The organism is Streptomyces sp. CB02261 (assembly GCF_001905665.1).
GTDB lineage: Bacteria > Actinomycetota > Actinomycetes > Streptomycetales > Streptomycetaceae > Streptomyces.
Genome location: NZ_LIVX01000006.1, coordinates 285,759 through 297,801, shown reverse-complemented (window position 1 = coordinate 297,801; position 12,043 = coordinate 285,759). Strand labels below are relative to the sequence as shown.

The following is a 12,043-nucleotide window of genomic DNA, read 5'->3' as shown; positions in this document are numbered from 1 at the left end:
CGTTTCGGGTCGGTTACCGGAAACTCACCCGAGGGTTCGGCCCCGAGGTGACCTGTGGCCTTGTGCGAGGATCGCGGAGTGAGCACGCCCCCCAGCAGAAGAGTCGGCCGCCCGCGGGCGCAGGACCGTCCCGCCAGCGGCCTGGAGCCGCGCGACGAGGTCCTGGCCGCGGCGGCCGAGCTGTTCACCACCCGTGGCTACACGGCGACCTCCACCCGCACGATCGCCGAACGGGCGGGCCTGCGGCAGGCGTCCCTGTACCACTACTTCGACGGCAAGGAAGCGATCCTCGCGGAGCTGCTCGAAGGCACCGTCCTGCCCTCGCGCGAGGTGGCGCGCGGCCTCGCGGCCCGTACGGAGGCGACCCCGGAGGCCCGTCTCTGGGCGCTGTGCCACTCCGACGCGGCACTGCTGTGCGGGGGCCCGCACAACCTCGGCGCGCTGTACCTGCTGCCCGAGGTGCAGACGGAGCGCTTCGCCGACTTCCATCGGATCCGCTCCGAACTCAGGTCCTGTTACTCGGAGTTGCTGGCGGCCACCGAGCCGGGGGCGGCACTCGGAGCGGACGGCCTGGCGCTGCGCGCGGACCTTCTCCTCGGCCTCACCGAGAGCGTGATCCTCATCCGCCGTGCGGACCCCGCGCGTGACCCGCGCACCCTGGCGGTGGCGACGGCCGACGCGGCGCTGCGGGTGGCGGGCGTGCCGCAGCGGTCCCTGGCACGCCTGCGCCGCGAGGGGCAGGACCTCCTCGCGGCACAGGACTGACCGGGCGCGCTGCCCGACGCGTCAGGCGCGCACGGCGTCGGCGTCGACCTCGGCACCGCGACGGCGGTACCAGCGGTACGCCGCACCCGTCGCCACCGTGGCGCAGAGGACCAGGACGGTGAACCACCGGAAGTACCAGTGGCCGCCCTCGGGGTCGTACACCTCGGCGCGCGGCCAGGCGAGGTTGACCGTCATGAGGAGCCCGTAACCGAGCGCGAGCGCGTTCACGGGCAGTCCCCAGCGGCCGAGGGAGAACAGGGGCCTGCCGAGCTCGTCGCGCGCTCCGTCGGCCGGTGGCGGCCACTCGCCCCGCAGCCTCCGCACCAGCATCGGCGCGGTGACCATCGCGTACGCCAGATACACCATGGCGATGCAGGTGGTGCCGATGGCGAGGAACGCCTGCGGGGAGGCGAGGTTGAGCAGGAGCAGCAGCGCGGCGCCGACGCCGACCACCACGGCGGCCGTACCGGGCATGCCGGTCCGCCGCGGCACCCGCGCCAGCCGTGCCGATCGCGGCAGGACGCCGTCACGGGCCATGGAGTAGAGCATGCGGGTCGCCGAGGTCTGGATCGCGAGGGTGGCCGCGCAGATGGCCACCGCCACGTCGGCGAGCAGGACCCTGCCGAGGTCGTCGCCGAGGGTGCTGGTGAGCACGTATCCGAGGCCCTCCGCCGCCAGGCGTCCATCGGTGAGGCTGGGCGCGGCGAGCAGCCCGCCGAGCAGCAGCAGTCCGCCGCAGACGCCCGAGGTGGTGAGGGCGCCGAGCGTCGTACGGGGCGCCGTGCGACGGGGGTTGACGGTCTCCTCGCTCATCTCGCTCGCGCTCTCGAAGCCGATGAGGACGTACGCCGCGGTGAACGAACCCACGAGGAGCGCCGTGATGAGCCCGCCCTCGCCGCCGGTGTGCAGGGTGATGCCGGGATCCCGCTCCGCGTGGGTGGCGAGGAGGGTGACGATGAGGGCGACGCCGGCGATCTCGGCGGTGACGCCGAGCGTGTTGACGGCCGACAGCGCGCGGTTGTCGAGGACGTTGAGCAGCGTGGTGAGCGCGAGCAGCGCCAGTCCGAGGACGGCGGCGTTGGCGGCGCCGGTGGTCGTCGTGGGAGACGGGTCGCCCCCGACGATCTGGAAGCCGGGCCAGACGGCGGGCAGGACGACCTGGAGGGCGAGGGCGGCGGCCGCCACGACCACGATCCGTCCGATCACCATGATCCAGCCCGCGTACCAGCCGAACGCCGGGGTGCCGAGCCTGCTCGCCCACTGGTAGATGGCACCCGCGATGGGCATCCGGGCCGCGAGTTCGGCGAAGCAGGCGGCGACGAGGAGCTGGCCGGCGAGGACGGCGGGCCAGGTCCAGAAGAAGAGCGGCCCGCCGAAGGAGTAACCCAGGGAGAAGAACTGGAAGACCGTGGTCAGCACGGAGATGAAGGAGAACCCGGCGGCGAAGGACGCGTACCGCCCCATCCGGCGCCGCAGTTCCTGCGGATAGCCGAACGAGGCGAGCGAGCTGTCCGGCGCGCCGTCCGGCGCGGGGTCGCCCACCGCGTCGGACGGGGGAAGGGCCGGTGGAGTGGGATCGGTGGTCACGGTCATGGCGGTCCCCTGTCGCGGAGGCGAGGTCCAGCTAATTCCTGTCGGTTGACAGAAATTAGGGACGGACCGTTTCCGCCGCGTGTCGCGCCCGTGTCCCGACCGTTAGTGACTCCTCTCCGGACGGTCGGTGCGGAGAAGGGCCGACGGCCGGGTCGGCCGGAGGTCTCGCGCACGGCGTCTCGACGCGGTCGACCGTGGCCCGCCGGGGGAGGTCTCGGCGCCGGCTCGTCAACGGCCGACGGGATCGCCCTCCGCGCCGTCGTCCCGGCTGAGCAGCATCAGGTGGCCGCCGTGGTGCAGAGGAGTGCTCAGTCGCAGCCGCCTCGCCTCGTGTCCCGACTCCGCGTCGATCAGGTGTACTTCGCCGTGACCGCCGCGGGTGACGGCCACCTGGTCGGAGCCCGGCGAGGCGGCCACCGCCCGGCGTTCCACGCCCTCCCACGGGGTGCCGCCGCGCCGCGGCGCGCCGTCCATGGCGGGGAGCGGCACGCGGCGAAGGGTGCGGTCGGCGCCCAGCAGCACCAGTTCGTCGCCGTCGGGGTGGACGCGGGTGAACGCGGTGTCGTTCCGGGCGAGCGCCAGCCGGAAGACCAGACCGGGGCCGAGCTCGGTGACGAGCGTGCGGCCCGTTCCGAGCTCGTGGCACCAGGCCTGATTCGTCCAGTCCGGCCACCGCAGCGGGTCCTGAGGGCCCCCGCGCAGCGTGGACCACAGGGCTCGCCGACGGGTGTCGAGGCGCAGGTACCAGCCGCGCGCGGGTGACTTCCAGGGGATCACCGTATCCGCCACCAGTACGTCGGCCTTCCGTCGGGCGACGTGTACTCCCGTACCCGTGGCCACGAACAACCGCCCCGAGTCGGGGTCCTGCGCGTCACCATGACCATCGTCCGGCAGGGGCAGGAGGGCGTGAGGCGCGACCGCGGGGCAGCCGGGCGGAGCCGCGAGGAGGTCCGCGAACCGGTGGACCGCCAGCGCGCCCGGTTCCCGGTGCCGCAGGACGACGAGCGGCTCGCCGCCGTCCAGCACCGTGACGCCCGGCTCGCCGACGCGCGTGCGGACCCGAGCGGCCTCCCCGGTGGCCAGGTCGACGACCGTCAGAAGGTCCGACCACGGCGTCTCGTTCTCGCCCAGGCCGGTCGTGACGGCCAGTCGGCGGCCGGACGGATCGCAGGCCAGGTGCTCGGCGGGCACGGCGACCGGGACCGCGAGTTCCACCAGTTCGTCGCCGAACGGGTCGAGCACCAGCAGCTCGCCCCGGCGGTCGTCGACACACGCCACCCGCCCCCGCGGGAGCGCCAGGAATCCGGCGTGCTCGGAGAGGTGACGCCCGGTGAGGCGTCCGGTGACGGTGCCGTCCGGCAGGGTCAGCGCGTACACGGCGCCGGCCACGTGGTCGGAGACGAGCAGCGCGGCAGCGGCGGCGTTCATGGATCCTCCAGGGGTGTTTAGTGAAAACGATTATCATGTATGTTCGCTGTGTTCCAGATCCCCGAAGAAGAAGTGAGGGCGTCGATGCTGCGCGCACCGTCCAGAATCGTCCGCAGGTGTCTCACCGCGGCCGTGGTGGGTTCCGTCCTGGCCGGCTGCGGCTCGGCCCCCGACAAGCCCGCGAACGGCAAGCCCGCTCCGCTCACGACGAAGACCGAGGTCACCGTCGAACCCATCAAGGCGGCGAACGCGTTGACCGACGTGAACGGCGTCGAGATCGCCCTGGAGAGGCAGCCGAAGCGGATCGTCTGCCTGTTCGCGCTCTGCGACGACATCCTGACCGAACTCGGCCTCGTCCCGACGGCCACGAACAGCACCCTGCTCGCCCACCCCGGCTTCCTCGGTGCGGCCGGGGCCGAGAAGGTCGCCGTCGTCCCCGGCGGGTTCATCGCCCCGGAGGTGGAGGCGATCCTCTCCCACAAGCCGGACCTCGTGATCGGCCTGGGGGACACCCACGGCAAGCTCGCCCCCGCGCTGAAGGGCGCCACCACGTTCTGGCCCATGCAGCCCGAGACGTGGGAGGACAGCGTCGGCTACCTGCGCGACGCCGCGGCCCTCACCGGCCGCACCGCCGAGGGGGAGAAGGCCGAACGGGCCTTCCGGGCCAAGCTCGCGAAGGCCGAGAAGGCCCCGAGCGACAAGACCGCCCTCATCATCTACGGCAGCGACGAGAACTTCGGCGTCGCCACCCCGGACGGTGACGTGACCGCCAGCCTGTTCCCGAAGATCGCCGCGTACCCGTGGAAGTCCCGCGGTGTCGAGGGCAGCTACAGCCTCGAGGAGATACTCGCCCAGGGCGTCGACGTGCTGTTCGTCGAGACGATGAGCTTCGGCGGCGCGGACGGCAAGCTGTCGGAGAAGCTGGCGGAGAACCCTCTCTGGAGCAAGATCCCCGCCGTAGGGAACGGCGACGTCCACGAGGTGAACTCCGAGGTGTGGGCCAAGGGGCGCGGTACCCGGTCCATGGGCATCGTGCTCGACGAGGCCACGGCCGCGCTGCGGTGACGGCGCTCTCCTCGGCGTCCGACGCGGCACACGTCCCGGCGGCCGGGGCCCGAAGGCCCCCGCCCCGCGCCCGGAGGTGGCAGCCCCACCTGGTGATCGGGATACTGCTCGCCGCGTCCGCCTGCGCACTGTGCCTCGGCACCCCCTACGTCCCGCCGCACCGGCTCCCCGGCGCGGTGCTGGACGGGGACACCACACTCGCCGGGATCGTCGTCGCCGAACTGCGCCTCCCGCGCGTGGTGCTGGCGCTGATCGCCGGAGCCTGCCTGGGCGCCGCCGGGCTCGTGCTCCAGGAAGCGCTCCGCAATCCCCTGGCGGTGCCGGAGATGCTCGGTGTCTCCTCGGGGGCGGCCCTGGGCGTGGCCGCGCCGCTGGTGCTGGCCCTGTCGCTGCCCGCCGCGGTCCAGCCCGTGCTGGCCCTCGGCGGAGCGGCGCTCGGCGGCGGGCTCACGCTGCTCGCCGCCGGTCTCGGGCGCAGCCCGTCCGCGGTGCTGCTGACCGGCGCCGCGGTCGCGGCCGCGTTGCAGGCCGCGCTGCTCGTCCTGATGGTGATGGCGGACCAGCTCGACCTCCAGCTCATCTACCGCTATCTGCTGGGGTCCCTCTCCGCACGGACCTGGGACGACGTCACGGCGCTGTGGCCGTGGCTGCTCGTCGCGGTCCCCGCTCTCGTGCTCTGCGCGCCGGTGCTGTCGGTGATGCGACTCGGTGACGAGGACGCCGAGGCGCTGGGCGTACGCGCCCAGCGGGCCCGGCTGCTCGCGCTGGCCATCGCCGTCGTGCTGATCGCGCCCGTCACGGCCGTGTGCGGGCCCGTCGCGTGGGTGGGATTCCTCGCCCCGCACCTGGCCCGGTGGTTCGACCCCTCGTCGGGAGCGGTGCGTTGGCTCCCGTGGTCCGCCGCGTGGGGCGCGGTCGTCGTGACGGTCGCCGATGTCCCCGCCCGGCTGGCGCTGGCCCCGGTGGAGACGCCGGCCGGTGCCTGGACGGCGCTGCTGGGCGTCCCAGCGGGGGTCGCCCTGATGCGATCGGGCGGCCGCCGTGGCAGGAACGGAGGGCGGAGGGCGGCAGGTTCGGCGCGTGGGCGGGTGCCTGACGGGGTGCCCGGCGCTCCCGCCTCCTCTCGGGGGCCCGACGGCGCGCCCGGGACCGGTGGCTCCTCTCCGGGGCCCGGCGGCGCGCCCGGGGCCTCTCCGGAGCCTTCCGGCGTGCCAGGGACCTGCGGCACCCGGCCGGCGTCTGACGGCGCGCCCGGGGCCCCCGGCGCGTCTCGGGGGCCCGACGGCGTGTCCGGGGTCCGCAGGCACGGCGTCCCCGAAAGCCGCCGCGCCTTCCCGCCGCCCGTGGAGAAGACCGGAACGGAGGACGAACGGTGAGTCGGCGATTCGCGGGGCTCGTGGCGCTGGGCGTCGTGTGCGCGGGGGCTGAACTGGTGGCCGGACGCGGCATGTCCCCGGGCGCGGTCTGGGACGTGCTGGCCGGCGGGGGTGACGCGACGGAACGTCACATCTTCCTGCAGCTACGGCTGCCCAGGATGCTGGTGGCCCTGGGGGCGGGGGCGTCCCTCGCCGTCGCCGGGCTGATCCTGCAGTCCGCGCTGCGCAACCCCCTCGCCGGACCCGAAGTGACCGGGGTGACCCCGGGGGCGGTCCTCGGGGCCGTGACCGCGACGGCCCTCGGCCTCGCCGGCTGGGACTCGCCGCTGGCCGTGGTGCTCGCCGCGTGCGCGGGCGGATGCGCCGGAGCGCTGCTGCTCTGGCTGCTCACCGGCCGCGGGGGCGGCGACCCCGCCCGGACCGCCGTGCACGGCGTGCTGGTGTCGGCGGTCCTCGGCGGACTCACCGCCATGGTGCTGCTCGTGGAGCCGGGGGAACTCGGCAGCGTCGTGCAGTGGCTGGTGGGCACCACGGAGGGCCGGGTGTGGCAGCACTGGCACCTGCTGTGGCCGTGGGCGCTGGTCTGGGGGGCCGCGGCCTGGCTGCTCGCCGGGGTGCTGACCCTGCTGCGCTGCGGCGACGACGTCGCCCTGGCCGCCGGGCTCTCCGCCCGGTGGGCCCGCACCCTCGCCCTGCTGTGCGCGGTGGCGTTGTCGGCGGGTGCGGTGGGCGCCGTCGGAGCGCTGGGCTTCGTGGGGCTCCTCGTCCCGCACGTGGCCGTCGCCCTCTTCGGCGCGGACCTGCGGGCGAGCCTTCCCGGCGCCGCCCTGACGGGCGCGGTGGTGGTGTGCGGGGCGGACGCGGCGGCGCAGCTGTCGTCGCGACTGCTGGCCCACGCGCTGGACGCCGAGCGCCTCACGCTTCCGGTCGGGGCGCTCACCGCCTGCCTGGGCGCCGCCCTGCTGCTGGTCATCGTGCGCCGCGCGCCGAGCAGTTCGTTCTGAAAGTCGACGGAGGACCGAGCATGACCCTGAGCGAACCCCTGGGAATACACGTCGAGGGGGTCCACTTCGGCTACCCCGAGCGCCCCGTGCTGCGGGGCGTCGACCTGACCGTACGGCCGGGTGAACTGACCGCGCTCATCGGACTCAACGGCTGCGGCAAGTCGACCCTCCTGCGGCTCGCGGCCGGGTTGCTGCGGCCGGACCGGGGGCGCGTACGGCTCGGCGGGGACGACCTCGCCGGGCTCTCCCGGCGCGCCACGGCCGCGAGAGTCGCGCTGCTGCACCAGTCCGCGCCCGCGGTGCCGGGGATGACGGTCCGCCACCTGGTGCGGCAGGGGCGGTACGCGGCGCGGGGCCCGCTGGGCATGCTGCGCGAGGGGGACGATCCCGTCGTGCGCAGGGCGCTGCGCGACGTCGGCGTGGAGGCGTGGGCCGACCGTGACGTCGACGCGCTGTCCGGGGGCGAGCGGCAGCGGGTGCGGCTGGCGATGGCGCTCGCCCAGGACACCCGTGTGCTCCTGCTCGACGAGCCGACCACCTATCTGGACCTCCACCACCAGCTCGACGTGCTGCAGACGGTGGTCCGCCTGCGTGAGGAACGGGGGCTCACGGTGGTGATGGTGCTGCACGACCTGGCGCACGCGGCCCGGTTCGCCGAACGCGTCGTCGCCCTGCGCGAAGGCCGCGTGGTGGCGGACGGTGCACCGAAGGAGGTCGTCACGCCGGGGTTGCTCGCCGACGTGCTGAAGGTCGCGGGCCGGGTGGGACGGGACCCCGAGGGCGGCTGGCCCGTGTGTTACCCAGATCACCCCCTGTCCGAACTAGAAAATGAAAACCAATTCCATTAGTGTCGATCACGGCGCTCGACCGAACGCCTCATCTCCCTTACGAACTAGGAGAGTTCATGGACAACGAGCAGATCTTCGCCCCCATCGCCGACCCGGGTCAGCTGGCCCACGCCTCGGCCAGCCACTCCAACGCCCTCGTGGAGAACCCCTTCGAGGACGACACCCAGGAGTAAGCGAGGGACTCACCCTCGACCGTGGGCCCGCCCGTCGCCTTTCGGGCGGGCCCACGCCCATCCCGCCACCCTCGTCAGGAGAACGTCGTGTCCCGCAGCCGGCTCTCACCCGGTGTCGAAATCGTCGCCGTGCCCGGGCGGGGTCTCGCCGTCCGCACCCCCGACGGAGAGTTCCTCAGCGTCAGGACGCGAGACGCGGACGAGAGCGCCCTGCTCTCCCTGCTGTCCGACGCCCACACGGCCCCGGCGGACGAAGAACTGGCCCGTCTCGTCCGGGCCTTCGAGGAAGCCGGATACCTGGCGGACGAGCCGCGGCCTCCCCGGTGGCCCGCCGGCCGCCGCGACATCCGACTCCTCGGCGACACGGCACTGACCCGGCCCCTGGCCGCACACCTCGCCGCCCTGGGCGCCGAACCCCGCACCACCCCCACCGGCACGACGCCGGCGACGATCGGGGACCTGCTCGACGGAGACCCCGCCGCCGTCGTGTGGTGCCTCGACGGGCCCGTACCCGACGGGTGGTGGGAGGTCGCGGACCGGCTGCCCGAACACGGTGTCGCCTGGCTGCGCTGCCACCGGGAGGGCTGGCAGGCGTACGTCGAACCCCTCGCCGCGGCACCCGGAGACGTCACGGCGGCGCACGTACGGGCCCGCCGGCTCGCCGCTACCCCCGCCCACCGCGAACTGGCCGCCTACTGGGACGGGCCCCGGACATCGGGCGCCCCGGTCCCGCTCACCGTTCCCGCCGCCGCGCTCCTCGCCGCCCTGCTGGCCGACGATCTCGCCCGGTGGGCCACCGGCGCCCCCGACACGGCCGGCCTCCCGGCCCGGCGCCGCCTCCGGCACGTGGACCTGCGCACGCTGATCGTCACCGAGCACCCCGTCCTGCCGGTCCCCGCCGTCGCACCGACACCGAGGAAGGGCGGATGACGCACGTCCACCAGGCAGTCGGAGGTCTCGCCACGGACGTGCGCCTCCCCGACGGCGCCGGCCCCTTCCCCGCCGTCCTCATCCGCACCCCGTACGACCGCGCGCGGCACGCGGCCGAAGCGCGCGGCTGGGCCCGCCGCGGGTTCGCCGCCGTCGTCCAGGACGTGCGGGGCCGGTTCGCCTCGGCGGGGGAGTGGCACCCGTACGAGAACGAGACCGCCGATGGCGCGTCGACGGCCCGATGGATCCGGCGACAGCACTGGAGCGACGGCCGGTACGTCGCCGTCGGCGCCTCCTACGCAGCCCACTGCGCCCTCGTCCTCGCCCTCGAAGCGCACGAGGAGGCCCGGCCGGACGCCGTCATCGCCGCCGTTCCCGCGCTGGGCGCCGCCGAGACCGCGCGCGAACCCTCCGGCGTGGAACGGCTGCTGGCCCGTGCCGGCTGGTGGGCGGCCCACGGCGACCGACCGGACTCCGACGAGGGCGCGCTGGACGAGGCCCTCGCCGCGGACCCCGGCCTGCTCACACATCTGCCCCTCACCGGTCTGCCCGAGCGGCTGGGCCGGGACCTGCCCTCCTGGGCGGGACTGTGGCGGCACCGCAAGCGCGGCCGGCTTGCCTCCCGGGCGACGCTCGCCGACGTGCCCCTCCTCGCGGTCGGGGGCCACCACGACCCCTTCGCGGAGGAGACCCTCGCCCTGTGGCGCTCCTGGGGCGGACCCTCGGCGCGCCTGCTGCTCGGCCCCTGGGGTCACGGTCTCGCCGCCGCGCCCGGACCCGACGCCGGCCCCGCCCACCGGCTGGTCCTCGGCGAGCTGTACGCGAGCTGGGCCCGCCGCGCCCTGACCGGCGGCCTCGCCGCCGGCCCCCAGGGCGCGCAGGCGCTGGGCGACGGCGACCTCTGGCTGTCCGCCGGCGTGGAAGGCGTACCGCGCACCCAGCGGCTGCGGCTGCTGCACGGCTCCCGCTTCACCGCCGACCCCGACCGGCCCGTCCGCTCCGACGACCTCACCGTGCCCACCGGCGAGGAGCCCGACCGCTGCCTGCTGGCAACCCGGCCGCTCCCGCGCCCGCTCGATGCCGTCGGGGCCGTGCGGGTACGGCTGCGGGCCACCGCCGACACCCCGTCCGCCGACTGGGCCGCCCGCCTCGTCGCCGTCACTCCCGACGGGGTCGCCCAGCGCCTGGCAGTCGGCGTCCTGCGGAGGGAGGAATCGGCGGGCCGGCACGCCGAGTTCACCGTCGAACTCGGCCGGCTCACCCGCCGGCTGCGGGCCGGCACGCGGCTGCGCCTCGAGATCGCCGGACACCATTTCCCGGCCCACGCCCGCAACCCCCACGACGGAGCCGACCCGGTCACGGCCGACCGGCTCCTCGCCTCCCGACGAGAGGTCGACCCGGCGAGCGTGACGCTGACCCTGCACGTCCTTCCCTCCCGCCCCACCCCCACCGACCCGGCCAAGGAGATCCTGCGATGACGGCGCTGCCGCTCGAAGCACTCGTCGACCCCGTCTGCGGCATCGTCCGCGAGGTCAAGCCCGTCGACCACCCCGCGGGCGCGCCACCCCGCTACACCGCGTACACCGCCGAGATATCCGACGCCCGCAGACTCGGTCTGTGGCCCGCCGACCGGGTCTCCCTCGGCACCACCTTCGGCGACCCCGAACAGGCACGCGTCGCCGCCATTGCCGAGGGGATAGAGCGGTACTGCGGCAACCGCGTGCCCCCGCCCGGCCACCGCGACGCCCCCCTGCGCGCGACCGCCGCCGAACTCGCGGACAAGGGACTGCGGCTCTACGGCCCCGACGACCTGCCCCGCTACGCGCCCTGGCAGTACAGCCGGGAGGCGTTCCCCTACCGCCCCCTCACCGCCGACACCCCCGCCCTGTGGACGCGCGGCAGCGAGCGGCTGTCCGACGGACGCGCGACGGAGGTCTGGGCGCCCGTCGCCCTCACCCACCTCAACTGGCGCCAGGGCGAGCTGCGCGAGCTGCCCCGTACCCACCATCTCAACTACGCCGGCATAGCCACCGGGCAGGGCTTCGACGACGCAGCCGAACGAGGCCTGCTGGAGATCGTCGAACGCGACGCCCTGGAACTGTGGTGGCACCTCGACGGACCCACCCGCGGCATCGACCCGGCCAGTGTCCCCGGCCTCCTGGACGACCTCGCCGGAACCGGGCTCGACGTCCACCTGGTCGAGATGCCCTCCGAGTTCGCCCCGTGCATGGCCGCACTCGTCCACGACCCCGCTCTCGGCCTGTACGCGGCCGGTTTCGCCTGCAAGTACGACCCGGCCGACGCGGCCCGCAAGGCGGTACTCGAAGCGGTCCACACCTGGGTCTTCACCCAAGGTCTGACCGCCTCCGACGGCTGGGTCTTCCAGGCCGTCGAGGCCGGACTGCTCGCCCGCGGCCTCTACCTCGAGCACCGCGCCGACGGCCGGTACCTCGACGCGTGCGGACGGCGGTTCGAACACGTCCGGGACCTGGGCGCGCACGTGCAGGTCTGGCTGGACGAACGGATGGCGGCCGAGGCGCGGCGGTTCACCGAACCCGCCCACGGGGCCGTGCCCGTCGACGTGGTCGAGCCCGGCAGCCGCGAGCGGCTGGAGGGAGCGCTGCGCGCGGGCGGACACCGCGTCATGACGTTCGACCTGACCACCGAGGACGTCGCTGAAACGTCCCTGCGCGTGGCCCGGGTCCTCGTCTCCGGCCTCCTCCCCAACGCCCCGGCGGCCTTCGGCTACTTCGGCTGCCCGCGACTCGCCGAGGCCGCCGTGCGCCGGGGCTGGCGGACGACCGCGCCGCACGCACCCGAGGACTTCACGCTGGCGCCACCGCCCCACATGTGAGGACCGC

10 protein-coding genes and 1 pseudogene are annotated in these 12,043 nt (G+C 74.7%); 9 read left to right on the top strand and 2 right to left on the bottom strand.

Annotated elements, in window-relative coordinates; all coding sequences use genetic code 11:
* The first annotated feature begins 78 nt into the window (after positions 1–78).
* A complete protein-coding gene (locus AMK29_RS21610; protein ID WP_073815382.1) occupies positions 79–765 on the top strand; it encodes a TetR/AcrR family transcriptional regulator in 687 nt (228 codons plus the stop codon).
* Positions 766–786: 21 nt separating this feature from the next.
* Here the strand turns inward: AMK29_RS21610 and AMK29_RS21605 are convergent, their stop codons facing one another.
* Positions 787–2,358, bottom strand: coding sequence for an amino acid permease (locus AMK29_RS21605; RefSeq protein WP_073815380.1), 1,572 nt, complete (start codon positions 2,356–2,358; stop codon positions 787–789).
* Between the two features lie 228 nt (positions 2,359–2,586).
* A complete protein-coding gene (locus AMK29_RS21600; RefSeq protein ID WP_073815378.1) occupies positions 2,587–3,786 on the bottom strand; it encodes a hypothetical protein in 1,200 nt (399 codons plus the stop codon).
* A gap of 84 nt (positions 3,787–3,870) precedes the next feature.
* Between AMK29_RS21600 and AMK29_RS21595 the strand changes: the two genes are divergently transcribed.
* The 8 genes and pseudogenes from AMK29_RS21595 (at position 3,871) to AMK29_RS21565 (ending at position 12,036) form a co-directional block, all read left to right on the top strand.
* The gene (locus AMK29_RS21595; protein ID WP_198942315.1) at positions 3,871–4,851 is read left to right on the top strand and encodes an ABC transporter substrate-binding protein; all 981 of its coding nucleotides are present in this window, start codon (positions 3,871–3,873) and stop codon (positions 4,849–4,851) included.
* Between the two features lie 104 nt (positions 4,852–4,955).
* Positions 4,956–5,948 (top strand): annotated as a pseudogene (locus AMK29_RS21590) (FecCD family ABC transporter permease); the annotation flags it as partial.
* A gap of 275 nt (positions 5,949–6,223) precedes the next feature.
* Complete coding sequence (locus AMK29_RS21585) at positions 6,224–7,231, top strand: FecCD family ABC transporter permease (protein ID WP_073815376.1); 1,008 nt, start codon at positions 6,224–6,226, stop codon at positions 7,229–7,231.
* 20 nt (positions 7,232–7,251) lie between these two features.
* Positions 7,252–8,079: an ABC transporter ATP-binding protein gene (locus tag AMK29_RS21580; RefSeq protein WP_198942304.1), complete on the top strand. Its 828-nt coding sequence runs from the start codon at positions 7,252–7,254 to the stop codon at positions 8,077–8,079.
* 56 nt (positions 8,080–8,135) lie between these two features.
* A complete protein-coding gene (gene amiA / locus AMK29_RS37355) occupies positions 8,136–8,252 on the top strand; it encodes a streptamidine family RiPP (protein WP_241845613.1) in 117 nt (38 codons plus the stop codon).
* An 87-nt stretch (positions 8,253–8,339) separates the two neighbouring features.
* Positions 8,340–9,182: a hypothetical protein gene (locus AMK29_RS21575; protein WP_073815374.1), complete on the top strand. Its 843-nt coding sequence runs from the start codon at positions 8,340–8,342 to the stop codon at positions 9,180–9,182.
* The gene (locus AMK29_RS21570) at positions 9,179–10,660 is read left to right on the top strand and encodes a CocE/NonD family hydrolase (RefSeq protein WP_073815372.1); all 1,482 of its coding nucleotides are present in this window, start codon (positions 9,179–9,181) and stop codon (positions 10,658–10,660) included. The genes AMK29_RS21575 and AMK29_RS21570 overlap by 4 nt, the downstream gene beginning before the upstream one ends.
* The gene (locus tag AMK29_RS21565; RefSeq protein WP_073815370.1) at positions 10,657–12,036 is read left to right on the top strand and encodes a YcaO-like family protein; all 1,380 of its coding nucleotides are present in this window, start codon (positions 10,657–10,659) and stop codon (positions 12,034–12,036) included. Before AMK29_RS21570 ends, AMK29_RS21565 begins: the two co-directional genes overlap by 4 nt.
* Positions 12,037–12,043 lie beyond the last annotated feature (7 nt).

Coding starts and splice junctions, on each gene's coding strand:
- AMK29_RS21595 (WP_198942315.1), top strand. CDS start 3,871: ATGCTGCGCGCACCGTCCAGAATCGTCCGCAGGTGTCTCACCGCGGCC.
- AMK29_RS21605 (WP_073815380.1), bottom strand. CDS start 2,358: ATGACCGTGACCACCGATCCCACTCCACCGGCCCTTCCCCCGTCCGAC.
- AMK29_RS21565 (WP_073815370.1), top strand. CDS start 10,657: ATGACGGCGCTGCCGCTCGAAGCACTCGTCGACCCCGTCTGCGGCATC.
- AMK29_RS21570 (WP_073815372.1), top strand. CDS start 9,179: ATGACGCACGTCCACCAGGCAGTCGGAGGTCTCGCCACGGACGTGCGC.
- AMK29_RS21600 (WP_073815378.1), bottom strand. CDS start 3,786: ATGAACGCCGCCGCTGCCGCGCTGCTCGTCTCCGACCACGTGGCCGGC.
- amiA (WP_241845613.1), top strand. CDS start 8,136: ATGGACAACGAGCAGATCTTCGCCCCCATCGCCGACCCGGGTCAGCTG.
- AMK29_RS21580 (WP_198942304.1), top strand. CDS start 7,252: ATGACCCTGAGCGAACCCCTGGGAATACACGTCGAGGGGGTCCACTTC.